Here is an 18,819-nt window from a genome sequence, read left to right on the forward strand (position 1 = left end):
TGGTGCCGGTGAGGCCATGCAGCAGATGGTCTCGACCGGAGCCGCGCCACTCTCGTTCCCGTTTGGGATCAAAAGCCGCATCGCCCGAGGTGGTCCTCAATAGGGGAAAGCGCTATTTTGAAATGTCTCGCGGCTGACAATTCTGCGACAAAGTTTGCCGGCGGCAGCGGCCTTCATCTTTATCTTTCGTCGGGTGGCAGTCGTCATAATCATGTTGCAATGCAACAGAAGGTGGAGTGACCAAACGGTGCGGCTGGCCGCGAGATCATGATTTCAGAAGATCATCTGAAGCGCGTCGCCGCCTGGTCGCGCGAGCTCACGCAAGCGGAGATCGAGGTCGCGCGTGCCGGGATCACGGAGCGGTCCTACGGCACCGGCGAGACCGTGTTCATGCGCGGCGATATCTTTGCCTATTGGGCCGGCATGGTGCGCGGCCTTGCCCGCATGGGCGGGGTCTCCCGGGACGGCAAGGAGACGAGCTTGGCCGGGCTGACGGCAGGGGCCTGGTTCGGCGAGGGCAGCGTGCTCAAGAACGAGCCGCGCCGCTATGACGTGGTCGCGCTGCGCGACAGTCGCGTCGCGCTGATGGAACGCAGCGCCTTCATGTGGCTGTTCGAGAACAGCGTCGGCTTCAACCGCTTTCTGGTGCGCCAGCTCAACGAACGGCTCGGCCAGTTCATCGGCATGCTCGAGGTCAATCGCACCCTCGATGCGACCGCGCGCCTTGCCCGCAGCATCGCCTCACTGTTCAACCCGATTCTCTATCCGGAATCGACCGCGCATCTGGAGATCACCCAGGAGGAGATCGGCGCGCTCTCCGGCATGTCCCGCCAGAATGCCAACCGCGCGCTGAACCGGCTGGAGAAGGAGGGACTGCTGCGGCTGGAATATGGCGGCGTCACCATCCTCGATATCGAGCGGCTGCGCGGCTACGGGGACTAGGGCGACCTCATCGCACATTGGCGGGCGCGTGCACCGGCCAGAGATCGGCGCGCCAGCGGATCGCGATCGCCAGCATCGCGATGAAGCCCGCGGCGGCATAGAGCGAGCCGGTCGCGGAATAGCCGATGACGTCGATCATGCTGCCGGCCGCGAGCAATCCGATCGGCAGGCCGTAGATCACCATCATGCGCACGCCCATCACGCGGCCGCGCAGGTGCGCACTGGCCGTGCGCATCAGGATCACGGCTGCCGAGATCATCGACATGCTCTGGGCGATACCGGCGAGAACGAGGCAGGCCATCGCCATCGGCATGGTCCTGATTTCGACGAATACCAGCAGCATGGCGAACCAGGCCAGCGTCGCGCCGATCAGAAGCCGGGCAATGCGGACGCCACTGACCAGGCTGAGCGTGACGGAGCCGATCAGCGAGCCCACGGCGAAGCTCGCCGAGAGATAACCGAGGCCGGTCTGGTCGGTATGAAAGATCTCGCGGGCGATGTAGGGCAACAGGCCGCCAGTGAAGGGAAATGCGGTGAGATTGGCCAGGAAGGCGACGCACAGCGCCGCGCGCATTGCCGGGCCATTCCAGGCGTAGACGATTCCTTCCTTGAGGTCGCCCAGCAGTCGCGACACCGCGTGGCTGTTGGCCGGAAGATCGCTCGTGATGACGGTTCTCTTGGGCCGGGTCAGGCAGAGCATGAGAAGCGCGGCCACGAAGTACAGGCAGGCGATCGCCACATAGACGAAGCCGATGCCGAGGACGGCGAACAGCCCGGCGCCGGTCAGCGCGCCGGCGATGCGCGCGCTGTCCTGGGTGGTGCGTGCAACGCTGATGGCGCCTACCAGCTGCTCGGCCGGCATGATCTCGGCAAGCAGCGCGCCCCGGACGCCGAGATCGGAGGGGCGAATCAGGCCCATGATCGCGACGATAATCATGACGCTCAGCGGCGACAGATGACCGGTCAGTGCCAGGACCATGATGGTTGACGACAGCACCGTATAAGCAAGACGCATCACCACCAGGAGATCGCGATGGCCCATGCGATCGCCGATCATGCCGAACACCGGCGCGACCAATGTCCCGACGAACTGGAGCGAGGCAAGCACGGTGAGCAGCAGCACCGAGCCGGTCTCGACCAAGATGTACCAGCCGAGCACCAGCGTCTCGACCTCGAACGCCCAGGAGGTGAGCAGATCCGACGGCCATTGAAAGCGATAGTTGCGAATGCGGAACGGCGCGAGCGCGGAAGGTCGTGCGGATGTGCTCAAGATGCGATGACGGGTTTCACGGCGATTCCCTGCCCTTATTTTTGTTCTTCTGTTCGGCAGGGTAGCCCCGGCGATGCCCCTGTCAATTGGCGCCACCGCATGCCCCCATGTTTGCCGACGACGTGCGGTGAGCCGGTGCGCCCGCAGCATTGCTTCGCTGCCAGCCGATACGGAGAGGTAGATTAGCCCGCTTGCTCTTCCGGCGCGCAGAGCCCATTCTGGTCTGCATCCTGGGCCCATTCGGCAGGTCCGGGAGATCGCGCCGTCGCGGCTTCCGCGAGGTCTTGACCCATGAACTGCTCTCGCTGTGGTTTCGAGGTCCAGAGCGGCTTTGCCTTCTGTCCGAAGTGCGGCACGAAGCAGCCGAACCCGTGCCCTGACTGCGGCTTTCCATGCGCACCGGATTTCGCCTATTGCCCGAAATGCGGCGCCTTCGTCTCCGAGGTCCCCCCGGGCGGCGGGCAGGCGCCGACGAGCCTGACGACGCTTCCGATCCGGCCGTCCTCTCCGCCGCTCGTGCCAGCGGATGCGGCTCAGGTCGCATTTGGATTTCAGTCGGACAAGATCGACAGCGAGGCGAACCGCCGTACCATCACCGTTCTGTTTGCCGACCTCAGCGGCTTCACCGCGATGAGCGAGCGGCTCGACCCCGAGGTCATGCAGACGCTTCAAAACGAGCTGTTCGAAGAGCTGACGGCCGCGGTGCAAAGCTTTGGCGGTTTCGTGGACAAATTCATCGGCGATGCGCTGCTTGCTCTGTTTGGTGCCCCGGCAGCGCACGAGGACGACCCGGAGCGGGCGGTCCGCGCTGCCCTCGACATGATCGGCCGGACAGCGCGTCTCAGCCAACGCGCGAAGGCGTATGCAGGTTCGCCGCTGCTGCTCCATGTCGGCATCAACACCGGGCACGTCGTCGCGGGCGGGCTCGGTGTGGGCGTTGCCAAATCCTATTCGGTGACCGGCGATACAGTGAATACCGCCCAGCGGCTACAGTCGATGGCGGCTCCGGGCGAGGTGCTGGTCGGGCCATTGACCCACCGTCTGACGCGGCATGCGTTCTCCTATGACTCGCTTGGCGAGGTCTCGCTCAAGGGCAAGATGGGCAGCGTGCTGGTGCACCGCCTGAAGGAGCCGCTCGACACGCCCCGTGCGGCACGCGGCCTCGACACGCTGGGCCTCAATGCGCCGTTGATCGGGCGCGACGCCGAGCTTGCGCGCATCATCGGCTGTCTTGATCTCGCATGCGGCGGCGCAGCTCAACTGGTGCGGCTGGTCGGTGAAGCCGGCATCGGGAAAACGCGCCTGGTCAGCGAATTCGCCGCCCGTATCCGCGACGAGGATCGATTTGCACGCGTGGCGATTCGGCGGGTGGCGTGCTCGCCGCTGGGCGAACAATCCTACGGCACACTCGCCGCCGTGTTGCGCAGCGCCTACGGCATCGCGCAGAAGGCTGGCGCCGCAGAGGCGGAGGCGAAGGTCGCCGAAGCGCTGTCGGAGCTCGGCCTCGCGACTGACGAGGCCGACCGACTGATGCCCCTCTACCTGCACGTACTCGGCCTCGGCGACCCCAACGCCGTGCTCAGGCATGTCGAGCCCGAACAGCTCCGCCGGCAGATATTCTTCGCGATCCGCACCGTCTTCGAACGCCGCCTGGCACTGTCGCCGCTGCTGATCATCGTCGAGGATCTGCATTGGGCGGATGCGGTATCCCTCGAAGCGTTGCGGTTCCTGATGGACAGAATGGAGCGGACGCGGCTGATGCTGCTGTTTACGCATCGGCCGATGCTGGAATTGGACCAGTTCGGTTCGAGCAAGATCAGTCACACGACCCTTCGGCTGCCCCCGCTCGACGACGCCGAGGGACAGAGGCTGCTCGCGGCCTACTTCAGTCGCGTTTGGCGTGACCCACCGGGACGCCTGTTCAGCCGAATCCTCGACCGCGCCGGCGGCAATCCGCTTTTTCTCGAGGAGATCATACGGGGCCTCATCGAGGCCGGCACGCTGGAGCGCGACGGCGCGCAGTGGCGGATGACGTCGGACGAAGCCGCCGCCGATATTCCGGCAAGCATTCAGGCGTTGTTGCTGGCGCGCCTCGACCGGTTGCCGCCTCAGGTACGCCGGCTGGCACAGGAGGCCGCGGTGATCGGCCCGCGTTTTGATGCGGCGGCTCTCGGTGCGGCGGCAACCGAGCCGGCGGGGGTTGAAGCAGGGCTGGAACGTCTGTGCGACGCGGAGATCATCGAGGAGGTCGCGGGCTCGAACTCGATTTCGCTGCGGATCTACCGCTTCACGCAAACCATGCTTCAGGACGTGATCTATCAAAACCTGCTTCTGCAGCGCCGGATCGAGCTTCATGGACGGATTGGTGGAGCGCTCGAGAGGCTCTATGGCAACGAGCCCGAGCGCCTCGAAGATCTCATACTGCTCGGACATCACTTCAGTCTGAGCGCGAGCAAGCCGAAGGGCGCGCGTTATCTGCGCGCGGCCGGCGATCGCGCACGCGCCAGCTATGCCAATGACGATGCCATCCGTCTCTACCAACAGGCCCTCGCCGTGCTGTTGACCGGCGGCGACCTGGAGCCGGAACGTCTGGTCCTGTATGAGCGGATTGCGGACCTCTGTGGTGCGGCTGGCCGCCGGAACACGGCCGAGGAGCACTATCAGAGCGCGTTGGAGGGTCATCGCGCCAGACAGGACCGGATCGGCGAAGCGCGGATTGTTCGCAAGCTTGGTCGATTGTTGTGGGACGCCGGCAAGCGGATCAAGGCAGAGACGCATTACGCCGAGGCGGCCAAATTGCTCGGAGGGACCGACGCGCCCATCGAGTGGGCGCATCTCTTGCAGGAGCGCGGCCGTCTCGCGTTTCGGACGGGCGATCACGTGGCCGCCGCAAAATGGGCAGACGAGGCGCTCGGCTATGCACGCTCAGTACCGGCGGACGGGGACGAGCAGGCCGGGCTCGAGGCGGCACGGGCCATTGCCGAGGCCCTCAACACCAAGGGGGTTGCGCTGGCGCGGCTTGGACGACACGAGGAGGCGGTCCGTGAGGTGGAGCAAAGTGTCGCGACCGCCGAAGCGGCCGGGCACCTTAACGTAGCGTGCCGCGGCTATACCAATCTCGGCGTGCTCTACACGATCGTTGACCCGGCGAAAGCCGTGGAGGTCTGCCGACGTGGACTCGATGTCGCGCGTCGGATCGGGGATCTCGGCTTCCAGGCGCGTCTGCTTGCCAATTTCGCCGTTGCCTGTTGCACCTTTACGGACAGATGTACCGAGGAAGGAGTGCCGGCTGCCGAAAGGGCAATCGAAATCGACCGTGCGCTCGATCAGCGCGAGCATCTCTCCGTGCCCTTGATTGTGCTTGGGCAGATCCATCAATGCCATTTCCGCCCGGATCTGGCCGCCCTCTGCTACAATGAAGCAATCGAGGTGGCGAACGAAACCGGCGAACCGCAGCAGCTTTTTCCATGCTATGATGGTCTCGCGACGCTGAGCCTTGATCGAGGCGACATGCCCGAGGCCGACCGATATTTCGCGCTGGCCCATGATGTCTGCGCCCGCCACGGGCTTGATCCCGCCGGGCTGATCGTACTGCCATTTCTTGACTAGGTCATATGAAGGAGTTCAACCATGTCAGAACTTCATGCCGATGGACCGCTTCAACCTGGCGATCGCGCACCGAACATCGTGCTGGACGCCATCACACGCGATGGAACGATCGCGCTCCAGGATTTTCGCGGACATAGTCCGATAATGATCGGCTTGTTTCGAGGGCTGCACTGCCCGTTCTGTCGGCGCCATATCGCGGCACAGGCGCAACTCGATGCAGCCCTGCGCGACAAGGGCGTCGAAAGTCTCACGATCGTGAATACGCCGATCGAGCGCGCGCGGCTTTACTTCCGCTATCATCCGTTGCCCAATCTGCTCGCCGCGTCCGACCCCGAGCGGGTCTCGCACCGCGCGTTCGGTCTGCCCAATCTCGAGTTCACGGAAAAGGAGACCGAGTGGCCGCGCAAGGTGGGTATGGACGTCGTCATGAGCATGCAGGTCGATATGCCCGGCGAAACGCCGGGGCCGATGAATCGGTTGGCAGCTGCCGAGTACCTCAACAACAAGGACGGCTACGAGATCACGGAGGCCGACCAGCGGATGGCGGCAACCGGTCAGGGCCAGCTGTTCGGCCAGTTCCTGCTCGATCGTGAGGGAATCGTGCGTTGGACCTTTACCGAGGTTCCTGACGGTGGCCTGCGCATGTTCGGGGCTCCGAGCCCTCAGGAGGTGATGTCGGCCGCCTCGCAGGTGGCAAGCTAAAGCATGATCCGGAAAAGTGCGCAGCGGTTTTCCGAAAAGATCATGCTTAAACAACAACCTAAAGCGCGATGACGATTCATCCTAATCGCATCGCCCTTTAGGCATCGTCGCCTGGTGATTAACCCGCTACCTTCGGCTGTTTCTCGGCGAGCGCTGCCGCCATCGCCGAGATCAGCGGGCGCATGAAGTACGCTTCCTCCGCCGGCGAAACGTCGGTGCGCAAGCCATGCGCGGCGAGCTCTCCGGAGACTGCAGGGCCGACCGACGCAATCAGCGTCTGTTCGAGGCCGGCGCGCAGCTTGGCCTCGCTGCCATGCGCCTTGGCGGCCTCGATCAGGCGGCGGACCTGGCCGAGATTGGTGAGCGCGAGGGCATCGATCCGTCCCGCGGCCATGTCGTCCACGGCGGCGATGATGTTGGCATCGGCGGCCTTGGAATCGTAGACATACGGCAGCACCGTATCGACCGCGGCGCCTTGCGCGGCGAGCGCGCCGGTCAGCGCGCTATGATCCTTGTCGGGATAGAGCTGAAGTCCGAGGCGCCGTCCCCTGAGGTCGAGCCTGCCCAGCATCTCGATCACGCCCTCGGTGGTCGGTTTCTCGGTGGTCCGCTGCGCCTCCAGACCGATCTCGCGCAGCGCCTTGCCGGGCTTTGGGCCGCGGGTGAATTTCCGCGCCTTGGCGAGCGCCGCGACAAGGTCAGCGTCGAGCCCGCGGGCGCGGGCAAGCTTCATGATCCGCCGTAGACCTTCGCCGGTCATCAGCACGAGGTCATCAAGCGGCTTCTCAATGGCGCGGCGGATCCAGGCCTCGACCGGAGCCGGGTCCGGCGCGTCGTGGATGGTGAACATCGGGCATTGCACGACCTCGGCGCCTTGCTCGGCCAGCAGCTTGGAAAACTGCGCCTCCTCGCGCGTTTCCAGGATCAGGATGCGATAGCCGTTCAGGCGGTCGGCCATGGGGATTCTCCGGTGGTCATTCGCAATCGTCCGTTCATCCTGACTCCGCGCATTGTGCTGAAGCAAGTCTCGGGATTGGCGCAAGGCCGGGGTCGGTGCTAGAGCAGGGTGCAGATCGCGGGTCGTTCCGCTGCACAAACCTTCATCAAGAGCCAAGCCCGTTCATCAACATGCCCGATCATCAATATGTTCTGACCTTGTCCTGTCCGGATCGGCCCGGCATCGTCTCGGCGGTGTCGACGTTCCTCGCCCACAATGGACAGAACATTCTCGACGCCCAGCAGTTCGACGACATCGAGACCAAGAAGTTCTTCATGCGGGTGGTGTTCACCGCGGCCGATCTTGCCGTGGAACTGTCGGCGCTGCAGACCGGCTTTGCCGCGATCGCCGAGCGTTTCGGCATGGAATGGCAGATGCGCGACCGCGCCGCACATCGCAAGGTGATGCTGCTGGTGTCGAAGTCCGACCACTGCCTGGTCGACATCCTCTATCGCTGGCGCACCGGCGAGTTGCCGATGACGCTGACTGCGATCGTCTCCAACCATCCGCGGGAGGTCTATGCCGGGCTCGATTTCGGCGGCATTCCGTTTCACCACCTGCCGGTGACCAAGGAGACCAAGCGCGAGCAGGAAGCGCAGATCATGGACCTCGTCGGCAAGACGAAGACCGATCTCGTCGTGCTCGCCCGCTACATGCAGATCCTGTCGGATGATCTGTCGGCCAAGCTTTCGGGCCGCTGCATCAACATCCACCACTCGTTCCTGCCGGGCTTCAAGGGCGCAAAGCCCTATCACCAGGCCCATGAGCGCGGCGTCAAGCTGATCGGCGCCACCGCGCATTACGTCACGCGCGATCTCGACGAAGGCCCGATCATCGACCAGGACGTCGAGCGCATCAGTCATCGCGACACGCCGGAAGATCTGGTTCGCAAGGGTCGGGACATCGAGCGCCGCGTGCTGGCCCGCGCGATCCGCTACCATCTCGACGATCGCGTCATCCTCAACGGCCGCAAGACCGTGGTGTTCGTGGATTAGCGAATGGGGAGTGGCGAGTAGCGAATGGGAGAGGGTGTATTCGCCACTCCCTATTCCTATTCGCCATTCGCTCCGTTAGCGCACCGGGCTCCCCGACGTCGTCGCCGTCGCGCCCTTCTGCGCCTGCTCTTCCTTCTCGCGGTCCGCGGCCGGCAGCAGCCGCTTGCGCTCGCGTTCCTTCATGTAGGCGTCGTATTGCGGTGTGCCCGGTCGCGGCGGGGCATCGGCCGGCAGGCCGCCGGCCCATTGCGGGACGTAGTCGCCCATGCCGGCGGAGAGCTTCTCGTTGACCGTGCCGCAGCCTGCAAGGCTGGAAGCGAGCAGGGCGACTGCGGCGATCGAAAGCGGACGGGTGCGCATGGACATCTTTTGGGTCGTGCCCGATCGGGCCTGGATGAGGAGCGCCGGACGGCGTCAGCGGCGAACCATAGCTCTCAACCAGTAAAATTGGCCTATTCAGCGGTGAGGGAGAATGTATACATGATTGGTATTATAATACGCAAACTTCGGTCTTGAAGCGCTCGTTTGAGCTGATACGGTATACATTACGTACTTTCGTTCGGGGTCAGCGTGACGAGGGGCTTCACCGCGCAGCCGTGAGATGTCCAGATTCTGCAAGTGAGAGGCGGAATCCTCCATCCACTGCATCGTGCGGCCTCCTTAGAGTGGCGCGTCAACGAGCCATCGCCATCCGGGCAGGGGCTTTTTCGTTGACAGGACCATTTTATTTGTACAATCGTACAAATCTCTCCCGCCGACGTTGAGGCGGATCGCGGCTTGCGCCGAATGGTCGCCCAACGTCCGATTGACAACGGGGTTGCAGAGGACGCCATGTGGCCGCACGGCATGGCTTCGCAAGTGAAGAGCGGCAAGGACCGGGCACTCGGTCCGGCTCACAAGAACGCAGGAATGAAGGGGAGGGACATCTGATGTTCGAACGCAAGATTTTTTCACGGACTGCCGCAGCGGCCGCCATCGCAAGCCTCGCGGCCGTCGCGCCGGCCAAGGCCCAGGACAGCGTCAAGATCGGCCTGATCCTGCCGATGACGGGCGGCCAGGCCTCGACCGGGAAGCAGATCGAGAACGCGATCAAGCTTTACATGCAGCAGAAGGGCGACACCGTCGCCGGCAAGAAGATCGAGATCATCGTCAAGGACGACGCCGCGATCCCGGACAAGACCAAGACTGCCGCGCAGGAGTTGATCGTCAACGACAAGGTCAACTTCATCGCCGGCTTCGGCGTGACGCCGGCCGCTCTCGCCGCCGCGCCGCTGGCCACCCAAGCCAAGATTCCGCAAATCGTGATGGCGGCCGGCACGTCCATCATCACTGAGCGCTCGCCCTATATCGTGCGCACCAGTTTCACGTTGGCGCAGTCCTCCACCATCATCGGCGACTGGGCGGTCAAGAACGGCATCAAGAAGGTCGCGACGCTGACTTCGGACTACGCGCCGGGCAATGACGCCCTCAACTTCTTCAAGCAGCATTTCACGGCCGGCGGCGGCGAGGTGGTCGAAGAGGTCAAGGTTCCCCTGCAGAACCCCGACTTCGCGCCGTTCCTGCAGCGCATGAAGGACGCCAAGCCCGACGCGATCTTCGTGTTCGTGCCGGCCGGCCAGGGCGGCAACTTCATGAAGCAATATGCCGAGCGTGGCCTCGACAAGGCCGGCATCAAGGTGATCGGGCCGGGCGACGTCACCGACGACGACCTGCTCAACAACATGGGCGACGCGGTGCTCGGCACGGTCACCGCGCATCTCTACTCCGCAGCGCATCCCTCGCAGATGAACAAGGATTTCGTCGCCGCCTACAAGAAGGCGTTCGGCAATCGTCCGGGCTTCATGGCGGTGGGCGGCTATGACGGCATCCACCTGATCTACGAAGCGCTGAAGAAGACGGGCGGCGACACCGACGGCACCAAGCTGGTCGAAGCCATGAAGGGCCAGAAGTGGGAAAGCCCGCGCGGTCCGATCTCGATCGACCCCGAAACCCGCGACATCGTGCAGAACATCTACATCCGCAAGGTGGAGAAGGTCGACGGCGAGCTCTACAATGTCGAGTTCGCCACCTTCGAGGCGGTCAAGGATCTCGGCAAGACCAAGAAGTGACGCGCGAAAGCGCGTCATCCCGGGGCGCGCTTAGCGCGCATCCGGGATCTCGCGAGCCACTTTCTGCGTCATGCCCGGGCTTGTCCCGGGCATCCACGCAAAGCCCAGACAAGAACGTGGATGGCCGGGACGAGCCCGGCCATGACGATAACTCCAAGCTGAGACGATGACCGCAATCCTCACCAACCTGTTCGATGGCGTTGCCTACGGCATGCTGCTGTTCGTGCTCGCCTGCGGGCTTGCGGTCACGCTCGGCCTGATGAACTTCGTCAACCTCGCCCACGGCGCCTTCGCCATGGCTGGCGGCTATGTCTGCATGGTGCTGGTCAACCGGATGGGCTGGCCGTTTTTCGCCGCACTGCCGCTCGCTTTCGTCTCCTCGGCCGCGATCGGCATTGTGCTCGAACGGACGCTCTATCGCCACCTCTATGCGCGCAGCCATCTCGACCAGGTTCTGTTCACGATCGGCCTGACCTTCATGTCGGTGGCGGCCGTCGACTACATCCAGGGCTCCTCGCGCGTCTTCATCAATCTGCCGGCCGCGCTCCAAGGCCAGTTCGACCTGTTCGGCGTCGGCATCGGACGCTACAGGCTGATGATCATCGTGATCTGCGGCCTGCTCACCATCGCTCTGCAGATGGTGCTCGCCAAGACCCGCTTCGGCAGCCGCCTGCGCGCCGCCGTCGACGATCCCCGTGCCGCGAGCGGCCTCGGCATCAACGTGCCGCAGGTGTTCGCCTTTACCTTTGCCTTTGGTTGCGGCCTCGCCGGCCTCGGCGGCGCGCTCAGCGCCGAGATCCTCGGCCTCGATCCGTACTTCCCGCTGAAGTTCATGATCTACTTCCTGATCGTGGTCACCGTCGGCGGCTCCTCCTCGATAACAGGCCCATTCCTGGCCTCACTCCTGCTCGGCATCGGCGACGTGGCCGGCAAATATTACGTGCCGAAGATGGGCCCCTTCGTGATCTACACCATGATGATAGTGATCCTGATCTGGCGCCCGAACGGCCTGTTCGGCCGCACGGCCGCGCGTTGAGTTCGCCGATGAACGCTGCTTCCGACGTCGGTTATCACGCTCAGCGCCAGGCGCGCTGGCACTACGGCGAAATCGCCTTCTGGCTGATCGTGCTGGCCTGCGGCTTCGCCTTTCCCTCGCGCTATCTGATCATGACCGACATCCTGCGCCTGGCGCTGTTCACGATGTCACTCGATCTCATCCTTGGCTATGCCGGCATCGTCTCGCTCGGCCACGCCGCCTTTTTCGGCGTCGGCGCCTATGCCGCGGGACTTCTCGCGCTTCACGGTATCGTCAACGAGCCCGTGCTCGCGCTGATCGTCTCAGGCCTGGCCGCGATGGTGCTTGGCTTTGCCACCAGCTTCCTGGTGATCCGCGGCGTCGACCTCACACGCCTGATGGTGACGCTCGGCATAGCGCTGCTGCTGGAAGCGCTCGCCGAGCGCTTCTCCAACATCACCGGCGGTACCGACGGCCTGCAAGGCATCGAGATGCAGCCGATCTTCGGCCAGGTTCCGTTCGACATGTTCGGCAAGGCCGGTTTCTTCTATTCGCTGGCGGTGCTGTTCCTCCTGTTCCTGTTCGCCCGCCGCGTCGTGCATTCGCCATTCGGCCTGTCGCTGCGCGCGATCAAGAACAACCCGCTGCGGGCTGCGGCGATCGGCATTCCCGTCAACCGCCGCCTGATCGCCATCTACACGCTGGCTGCGTTCTATGCCGGCATCGCGGGCGCGCTGTTCACCCAGACCACCGCGATCGCCTCGCTCGACGTCTTCGCCTTCGAGCGCTCGGCCGATCTGATGCTGGTGCTCGTCATCGGCGGCACCGGCTATCTCTATGGTGGGCTGATTGGTGCGGTGATCTTCCGCATGCTCCAGGAATTGTTCTCCACCATCACCCCCCAATACTGGCAGTTCTGGATCGGCCTCGTGCTGGTCGTGATCGTGCTGGTCGGCCGACAGCGCCTGCATCGCTGGGTGCTGTATGTGCCGAACCTGGTCATCAGACAGGTTGCCGGACGCAAGGCGGTCGTCGCCGTACCGGAGAGCGAGGCATGACCATCGCGCTCGAAACCCAGAAGCTCGAAAAGCAGTTCGGCGGCCTGCGCGTCACCCGCGATCTCTCGCTGAGGGTCGAGCAGGGCGCCCGGCACGCGCTGATCGGTCCGAACGGCGCCGGTAAGACCACGGTGATCAACCAGCTCACCGGCGTGCTGAAGCCGAACTCGGGTCGCATCCTGCTCGAAGGCCAGGACATCACCGATCTGCCCGTGCACAAGCGCGTGCTGCTCGGCCTGTCGCGCACCTTCCAGATCAACCAGCTCTATCCCGATCTGACCCCGCTCGAGACCATCGGTCTTGTCGTCTCCGAGCGTCTCGGCCATGGCGGCGACTGGTGGCGGCGGATGGGCACGCGCAGCGACGTCAATGGCGAGATCGCCGATCTCCTGACCCGCTTCCACCTGCTCGACGTCATGAACGAGCAGACCGTGACGCTGCCCTACGGCAAGCAGCGTCTGCTCGAGATCGCGGTCGCGATCGCGGCCAAGCCGCGCGTGCTGCTGCTCGACGAGCCTGCCGCGGGCGTCCCTGAGAGCGAGCGCCACGACATCCTCGCCGTGGTCGGCGCGCTGCCGCGCGACGTCACCGTGCTCTTGATCGAGCACGACATGGACCTCGTCTTCTCCTTTGCCGACCGCATCTCGGTGCTGGTCTCCGGCGCGCTGCTGACCGAAGGCCCGCCGGAGCAGGTCGCGCGCGATCCGCAAGTGAAGGCGGTCTATCTTGGCGAGGAGGCGGTCAATGTCTGACCTGCTCGCGATCGATTCACTTCGCGCGGGTTATGGCGAAGCGGTGGTGCTGCCCAACATGTCATTGCGCCTCGCCGAGGGGCAGGTCCTGGCGCTGCTTGGCCGCAACGGCACCGGCAAGACCACGCTGATCAACTCCATCGTCGGCGTCACCCGCCGCTTCTCCGGCTCGGTCGTGCTCGCCGGCACCGACGTCACCAGCTTGCGGCCCGACCAGCGCGCGCGCGCCGGCATCGGCTGGGTGCCGCAGGAGCGCAACATCTTCCGCTCGCTCACGGTCGAGGAGAACATGACCGCGGTGGCGCAGCCGGGCCCCTGGACGGTCGAGAAGGTGTACGAGATGTTCCCGCGGCTGAAGGAGCGGCGGACCAACTTTGGCAATCAGCTCTCCGGCGGCGAGCAGCAGATGCTGGCGATCGGGCGCGCGCTCACCCTCAATCCGAAAGTGCTGCTGCTGGACGAGCCGACCGAGGGCCTTGCCCCCATCATCGTCGAGGAGCTCCTGAAGGCGATCGGGACCATCACCCGGGCGGGCGGCATCTGCTCGATCATCGTCGAGCAGAATGCCCAAAAGATTCTGGGGCTGGCCGACCGCGTTGTGATATTGGAGCGCGGAACGATCGTCCACGACGCCCCGAGCGCCGCGCTGAAGGCCGACCCTTCGGTCCTGGAGCGGCACCTCGGCGTCGCTGGGGCGGTGGCCCACTGACTTTTTCTTCGCCTCTCCCCGCTTGCGGGGAAAGGCAGTACAACGAGCGCCGACTGAAATTTCGGGAGAAACAAAAATGCAGCGAACCAGAGCCCCCTTCCGTGCCGACGAGGTCGGTAGCCTCCTGCGTCCGGCCAAGATCAAGGAAGCCCGCACCCGGCTCGAGAAGGGCGAGATCTCGGCCGACGATCTGCGCAAGATCGAGGACATGGAGATCGAGAAGGTCGTGCACAAGCAGGCCTCGATCGGGCTCAAGCTCGCGACCGACGGCGAATTCCGCCGCTCCTGGTGGCATTTCGACTTCCTGGCCAAGCTCACCGGCTGCGAGCTGTTCCACCCCGACACCGGCATCCAGTTCGCGGGCGTGCAGACCCGTCACGACGCGGTGCGCGTCATCGGCAAGCTCGACTTTCCCGCCGATCACCCGATGTTGGATCACTTCCGCTTCCTGAAGAAGGTCGCCGACCAGGCCCACGTCACCGCCAAGATGACGATACCGTCGCCCGCTGTGCTGCACTTCCGCGGCGGCCGCAAGTCGATCTCCAAGGACGTCTATCCCGATCTCGAGGCCTTCTACGAGGACCTCGGCAGGACCTATCGCAAGGCGGTGAAGGCGTTCTACGACGCCGGCTGCCGTTATCTCCAGTTCGACGACACCGTGTGGGCCTATCTCTGCTCGCAGGACGAATTGCAGAAGGCGCGCGAGCGCGGCGACAATCCGGATGGTCTCCAGCAGATCTATGCGCGCATCATCAACTACGCGCTGGCCGAGAAGCCCGCCGACATGGTGGTGACGACCCATGTCTGCCGCGGCAATTTCCGCTCGACCTGGATTTCTTCGGGCGGCTACGAGCCCGTTGCCGAAACCATGCTCGCCGGCACCAATTACGACGGCTACTTCCTGGAATACGACTCTGACCGTGCCGGCGGCTTCGAGCCGCTGCGCTTCCTGCCCAAAGGTAACAAGGTCGTCGTGGTCGGCGTCATCACCTCGAAGTTCGGTGAGCTCGAGAAGAAGGACGACATCAAGCGCCGCCTGGCGGAAGCCGCCAAGTTCGCGCCGCTGGAGCAGCTCGCGCTCTCCCCGCAATGCGGTTTCGCTTCGACGGAAGAGGGCAACATCCTCTCCGAGGAAGAGCAATGGGCCAAGCTCAGCCTCGCGGTCGAGATCGCGAAGGAAGTGTGGGGCCAATAAGCCGCGGAGCTAGCCGCCCTCGTGTCCCGGACGCGCTGCAACGCTCCTGCGTTGCCGCGCAGAGCCGGGGACCCATGCTGCAGGATTTGCTATTCGAAGATGAGGGCCCCGGGCTCAGCAGCGCACCGCTCGCTGGACGATGCTTCGTATCGCCAGGGAAGCGCTGCGCTGCGTCCGGGCACGAGCGTATCTCACTTCTCCGCCAGATAAACCTCGCCCAGCAGCGACGAGTTCGACCACGGCACCTGCTTGTTCTTGGTGGCCGAGACCACCTCCGCCCGCACCCGCGTTAGCATCTGCTGCACCTCAAGCCCGGGCGTGCCGAGGTGGCGGGAGAGCGCGGCGGAAAACGGCGAGTTGGCGCCTTCGCCGTCGAGCGCGACCTGGCCCGGCGCGGTCGCGAAGGCGATCAGCGTGCCTGCGCCCAATGTCGCGCCAGCGCCCAGGCTCGTCGGTGCCGCGAGGCCCGATGCGCCTTCAATGCCGCGATTGGTGCCGGCGCTTGCCATCTGCTGCGCCATGGGATTGTTGCGGCAGGCATCGAAGATCAAGATGTTGGTGCGAACCTGGTCGTCGAGGCCGGCCATGATCGTGTCCATGTCGATCATCGCCTCGGTCATGGCCGTGCCCGGCTTGAGCGCGACGTCGACGGGAATGAGATAGTTGCGGCCGTCGACCTGCACGCCATGGCCGGCATAATAGACCACCGCGACCTGCGCCCGGGCGGCTTCGCGCAGGAAGTCGCGCGTCATTTTCTGCATCGCGGCGCGATCGAGATCGATGCCCTCCGACACGGTGAAGCCGATGTCGCGCAGGCTCTTGGCGACGGCGCGCGCGTCGTTGGCGGGATTGGGCAGCGCCTTGACATGGGCATAGCCGCCGTTGCCGATGATCAGCGCCATGCGTGCGCCGCGAGCGGCCGGAGCAGGCGAGGGGGCCGGTGCCGCGCCGGTCTGCTGTGGGGCAGGACTATTCGCCGGCTGCGTCGTCGGCGAGGGCGCATCGCGCGGGATCGGCGCGCCCGCGTCCGTCACCAGCGACAGCCGGACCTTTGCTGTGGCCTGGTTGGCCTTGCTGCCGGCGTCGGACGCCACGATCGCCAGCGTCGCCTGGTAGTCGTCGCGCGCGCGGGCGTAGTCGCCCTTGGCTTCATAGGCCAGCGCGCGATGGGTGTAACCGGAGATCAGCACGCTGTTCGGCGGCGTCATGATGTTGACCGGCGGCCTTTCCTTGGCCAGCCGGATCGCCTCGCTGCCGTCGGCGATGGCGCGATCGAGATCGCCCTTGGCGCGCCAGATCGCGGTGCGGTTGATCAGCGGCTGCGGCAGCGAAGGATCAAGCCGGATCGCCTGGTTGATGTCGGCCAGCGCCCCGTCGAGGTCGCCGAGTGCCTGCTTTGAGATGCCGCGGTTCTGGAACGAAAATACCGATTTCGGATCGGCCTTGATCGCCATGTCGTAGTCGGCGATGGCCTTGGCATAGTCGTGCTTGCCGCGCCAGGCGTTGCCCCGATTGTGGAAGATGGTGCCGCTGGGCGGTCCAAGCGTCAGTGCGTCGTCGAAATCGGTGATCGCGATCTCGTAGTCGCCCTTGTCGTAATAGGCCGATCCCCTGAGATTATAGGCCGCTTGGCTCGGCCGAAGTCGGATCGCTTCGGTGGCATCGGCGATGACCTTCGAATAGTCGCCCTTCTTATTCCAGCCCACCGCGCGCCAGAAATGAATGGTCGCGAGCTGCTCGCCTCGAAACACCTTCAACGCGATGATCTTGTTGCAGGCATCGATCATCTGCTCCCCAGGGGTCGTGTCGGTGGTGCAGAGCGGCCCAAGCTGATTGCGCGCCTGTGCGACTGCGGGTGCGGACCAAAGGGTCGCGGCGAGCAGGCTGAGCGCGACGAGCAGGCGGCGCATGACGATGGACCTTCACAGGAGAAGCGCCTGTTTGTTGCCCGGCGGGACGCGGCGGTTCACGGCTGGGCGCCGGCGTGAGCGGCAGGGGAGGAGTCTCGATCCACTATTCCCTTGGTGGGCAGACTTTGCTAGGAGGATGCGTCCCACTTGGTCTGCCCACCGCATCCCACCCCATGAAGAACGACGAAATCCTGAGCCAGATCACGGAGTTCTGCCGCAAGGCGGACATGGCGGAATCGACCTTTGGCCGGCGCGCGGTGAACGATGGGAAGCTGGTGCACCGCCTGCGCGAGGGCAAGCGCATCACCATCGACACGCTGGAGCGGATCCAGGCCTATATGGCGGCCTCGATGGCCGGCGGCGTGCCGCCGCCGCGGGGGCTTCAGGTCCCGCCCGAGAAGCGCGATCCGCGCGGCAATTTCCGCTTCTTCGAGAACCGCCAGAAATACCTGCTGTTCGTCCATACCTGCAGCGAAAAGCGGGTGATCGCGGACAGGGTCGCGCTGGAGCTCGCCTCGATCCATCCGCGCCCGCCGGCCCTGCGCCTGTTCGACGCCGGCGTCGGCGACGGCACGGTGCTGGCGCGGGTGCTGCGCGCAACGCACCAGCGCTTTCCCCACATGCCGTTCTACGTCGCCGGCAAGGAGCTCAGTCTCGAAGACCTTCGCCTGACGCTGGAGAAGGTGCCGGACCGCATTTTCGAGCATCCGGCGTCGGTGTTCGTCTTCACCAACATGTTCTATTCGGAGGCGCCCTGGCTCACGCCGGCATCGCCTGCGGCGGCGGCCGCGACGGTCTGGCACGAAGTCCCGCTGCGGGGCGCCTCGTCGGGGGAGTTCGAGCAGCAGATCGCCGAGCTGAGGCCCTTCCTGGAGCAGAACTGGCGCGCCGCGATCAGCCCGCGCACCGCCATGCCGCTGTATGAGCGGCCCGTGGTTCTGGTGCTGTATCGCGAGGACCACAGATTCCTGCTGGATTCGACCATTCCGCGGCCGGGCCAGACCGAAGCCAATTTCGATCTCGTCATCGCGTCCCAGCCCTACCGTGCCCTGTCCTCGGTCAACTTCCGGGCCAAGCGGATCATCGCACCTCTGGCACGGGCGCTGCGGCCGGGAGGGCGCCTGATCGGTATTCACTCCCATGGCCAGGATCCGGGCATGGAAATGATCCAGGCGATCTGGCCCGGAGAAAATCCTTTCGCGGTGAGCCGTCATGAGCTATTGCGCGCCGTTAAGTATGAACTCGGATCGGTGGGCCGCGACTTAAATTTTAATGCATATGCGGATAACCGCTCGATCTTCAGGTATGATATGGAAGCGCTGCCCAACGAGGTTACCGGTACGATCGGGACCTCGACGGCCTTTGCAGCGTGGAATGCGGCGGTGTATGTCGCTCAGATTGAGGACGACCGGTTGACAGAAATGAATCAAAACGGCCGCACTCTGGATGCCGCCAGGGACGTGCTGCGAAAGTACAATGGGCTCTGGTTTCTCGACGAATCCTACGTCATCTCGCGCCGGCGTGAGTGACATTTCCACAGGTAAACATCGCAAACGC

General features: G+C 64.5%; 15 protein-coding genes. 11 read left to right on the plus strand and 4 right to left on the minus strand.

Annotation, left to right across the window (positions count from 1 at the left end):
- Positions 1–267: 267 nt before the first annotated feature.
- Positions 268–942, plus strand: a complete 675-nt coding sequence (locus AC066S_RS33200) for a Crp/Fnr family transcriptional regulator (RefSeq protein WP_126255748.1) — start codon at positions 268–270, stop codon at positions 940–942.
- 7 nt (positions 943–949) lie between these two features.
- Here AC066S_RS33200 and AC066S_RS33205 read toward each other — a convergent pair whose 3' ends face one another.
- Positions 950–2,212: an MFS transporter gene (locus AC066S_RS33205; protein WP_135171098.1), complete on the minus strand. Its 1,263-nt coding sequence runs from the start codon at positions 2,210–2,212 to the stop codon at positions 950–952.
- 291 nt (positions 2,213–2,503) lie between these two features.
- Between AC066S_RS33205 and AC066S_RS33210 the strand changes: the two genes are divergently transcribed.
- Complete coding sequence (locus AC066S_RS33210) at positions 2,504–5,821, plus strand: adenylate/guanylate cyclase domain-containing protein (protein ID WP_478271616.1); 3,318 nt, start codon at positions 2,504–2,506, stop codon at positions 5,819–5,821.
- A 21-nt stretch (positions 5,822–5,842) separates the two neighbouring features.
- The gene (locus AC066S_RS33215) at positions 5,843–6,523 is read left to right on the plus strand and encodes a redoxin domain-containing protein (protein ID WP_126255751.1); all 681 of its coding nucleotides are present in this window, start codon (positions 5,843–5,845) and stop codon (positions 6,521–6,523) included.
- Between the two features lie 118 nt (positions 6,524–6,641).
- Here AC066S_RS33215 and AC066S_RS33220 read toward each other — a convergent pair whose 3' ends face one another.
- The gene (locus AC066S_RS33220; RefSeq protein WP_478271617.1) at positions 6,642–7,481 is read right to left on the minus strand and encodes a uroporphyrinogen-III synthase; all 840 of its coding nucleotides are present in this window, start codon (positions 7,479–7,481) and stop codon (positions 6,642–6,644) included.
- 170 nt (positions 7,482–7,651) lie between these two features.
- On the opposite strand from AC066S_RS33220, the gene purU reads away from it, so the two are divergent.
- Positions 7,652–8,515, plus strand: coding sequence for a formyltetrahydrofolate deformylase (gene purU / locus AC066S_RS33225; RefSeq protein ID WP_126255753.1), 864 nt, complete (start codon positions 7,652–7,654; stop codon positions 8,513–8,515).
- A 75-nt stretch (positions 8,516–8,590) separates the two neighbouring features.
- Here purU and AC066S_RS33230 read toward each other — a convergent pair whose 3' ends face one another.
- Positions 8,591–8,881, minus strand: a complete 291-nt coding sequence (locus tag AC066S_RS33230; RefSeq protein WP_209311884.1) for a hypothetical protein — start codon at positions 8,879–8,881, stop codon at positions 8,591–8,593.
- 563 nt (positions 8,882–9,444) lie between these two features.
- Here AC066S_RS33230 and AC066S_RS33235 point away from each other — a divergent pair.
- The 6 genes from AC066S_RS33235 (at position 9,445) to AC066S_RS33260 (ending at position 15,352) form a co-directional block, all read left to right on the plus strand.
- Positions 9,445–10,623, plus strand: a complete 1,179-nt coding sequence (locus AC066S_RS33235; RefSeq protein WP_478271618.1) for an ABC transporter substrate-binding protein — start codon at positions 9,445–9,447, stop codon at positions 10,621–10,623.
- 166 nt (positions 10,624–10,789) lie between these two features.
- Positions 10,790–11,659 (plus strand): branched-chain amino acid ABC transporter permease, encoded by an 870-nt coding sequence (locus AC066S_RS33240; protein ID WP_035674417.1) that lies wholly within the window; start codon positions 10,790–10,792, stop codon positions 11,657–11,659.
- 8 nt (positions 11,660–11,667) lie between these two features.
- On the plus strand, positions 11,668–12,696 hold the full coding sequence (locus AC066S_RS33245) for a branched-chain amino acid ABC transporter permease (protein WP_126255756.1): 1,029 nt from the start codon (positions 11,668–11,670) through the stop codon (positions 12,694–12,696).
- Positions 12,693–13,448 carry an ABC transporter ATP-binding protein gene (locus tag AC066S_RS33250; protein WP_478271619.1) on the plus strand — a complete coding sequence of 252 codons (756 nt, stop codon included), beginning with the start codon at positions 12,693–12,695 and terminating at the stop codon, positions 13,446–13,448. The genes AC066S_RS33245 and AC066S_RS33250 overlap by 4 nt, the downstream gene beginning before the upstream one ends.
- Complete coding sequence (locus tag AC066S_RS33255) at positions 13,441–14,157, plus strand: ABC transporter ATP-binding protein (RefSeq protein WP_126255758.1); 717 nt, start codon at positions 13,441–13,443, stop codon at positions 14,155–14,157. Before AC066S_RS33250 ends, AC066S_RS33255 begins: the two co-directional genes overlap by 8 nt.
- A gap of 76 nt (positions 14,158–14,233) precedes the next feature.
- Positions 14,234–15,352, plus strand: a complete 1,119-nt coding sequence (locus AC066S_RS33260) for a cobalamin-independent methionine synthase II family protein (protein ID WP_135171090.1) — start codon at positions 14,234–14,236, stop codon at positions 15,350–15,352.
- A 191-nt stretch (positions 15,353–15,543) separates the two neighbouring features.
- Here the strand turns inward: AC066S_RS33260 and AC066S_RS33265 are convergent, their stop codons facing one another.
- Positions 15,544–17,262, minus strand: coding sequence for a caspase family protein (locus tag AC066S_RS33265; protein WP_478271620.1), 1,719 nt, complete (start codon positions 17,260–17,262; stop codon positions 15,544–15,546).
- A gap of 173 nt (positions 17,263–17,435) precedes the next feature.
- Between AC066S_RS33265 and AC066S_RS33270 the strand changes: the two genes are divergently transcribed.
- Positions 17,436–18,791, plus strand: a complete 1,356-nt coding sequence (locus AC066S_RS33270) for a hypothetical protein (protein ID WP_126255761.1) — start codon at positions 17,436–17,438, stop codon at positions 18,789–18,791.
- Positions 18,792–18,819: the final 28 nt, after the last annotated feature.

It is taken from the genome of Bradyrhizobium sp. CFUWI (genome assembly GCF_056429085.1).

Bases quoted from the DNA above. Each gene is read 5' to 3' on its own strand.
- AC066S_RS33215 (WP_126255751.1), top strand. From the start codon at position 5,843: ATGTCAGAACTTCATGCCGATGGACCGCTTCAACCTGGCGATCGCGCA.
- AC066S_RS33255 (WP_126255758.1), top strand. From the start codon at position 13,441: ATGTCTGACCTGCTCGCGATCGATTCACTTCGCGCGGGTTATGGCGAA.
- purU (WP_126255753.1), top strand. From the start codon at position 7,652: ATGCCCGATCATCAATATGTTCTGACCTTGTCCTGTCCGGATCGGCCC.
- AC066S_RS33265 (WP_478271620.1), bottom strand. From the start codon at position 17,262: ATGCGCCGCCTGCTCGTCGCGCTCAGCCTGCTCGCCGCGACCCTTTGG.
- AC066S_RS33270 (WP_126255761.1), top strand. From the start codon at position 17,436: ATGAAGAACGACGAAATCCTGAGCCAGATCACGGAGTTCTGCCGCAAG.
- AC066S_RS33245 (WP_126255756.1), top strand. From the start codon at position 11,668: ATGAACGCTGCTTCCGACGTCGGTTATCACGCTCAGCGCCAGGCGCGC.
- AC066S_RS33200 (WP_126255748.1), top strand. From the start codon at position 268: ATGATTTCAGAAGATCATCTGAAGCGCGTCGCCGCCTGGTCGCGCGAG.
- AC066S_RS33230 (WP_209311884.1), bottom strand. From the start codon at position 8,881: ATGTCCATGCGCACCCGTCCGCTTTCGATCGCCGCAGTCGCCCTGCTC.
- AC066S_RS33240 (WP_035674417.1), top strand. From the start codon at position 10,790: ATGACCGCAATCCTCACCAACCTGTTCGATGGCGTTGCCTACGGCATG.
- AC066S_RS33220 (WP_478271617.1), bottom strand. From the start codon at position 7,481: ATGGCCGACCGCCTGAACGGCTATCGCATCCTGATCCTGGAAACGCGC.
- AC066S_RS33250 (WP_478271619.1), top strand. From the start codon at position 12,693: ATGACCATCGCGCTCGAAACCCAGAAGCTCGAAAAGCAGTTCGGCGGC.
- AC066S_RS33235 (WP_478271618.1), top strand. From the start codon at position 9,445: ATGTTCGAACGCAAGATTTTTTCACGGACTGCCGCAGCGGCCGCCATC.
- AC066S_RS33210 (WP_478271616.1), top strand. From the start codon at position 2,504: ATGAACTGCTCTCGCTGTGGTTTCGAGGTCCAGAGCGGCTTTGCCTTC.
- AC066S_RS33260 (WP_135171090.1), top strand. From the start codon at position 14,234: ATGCAGCGAACCAGAGCCCCCTTCCGTGCCGACGAGGTCGGTAGCCTC.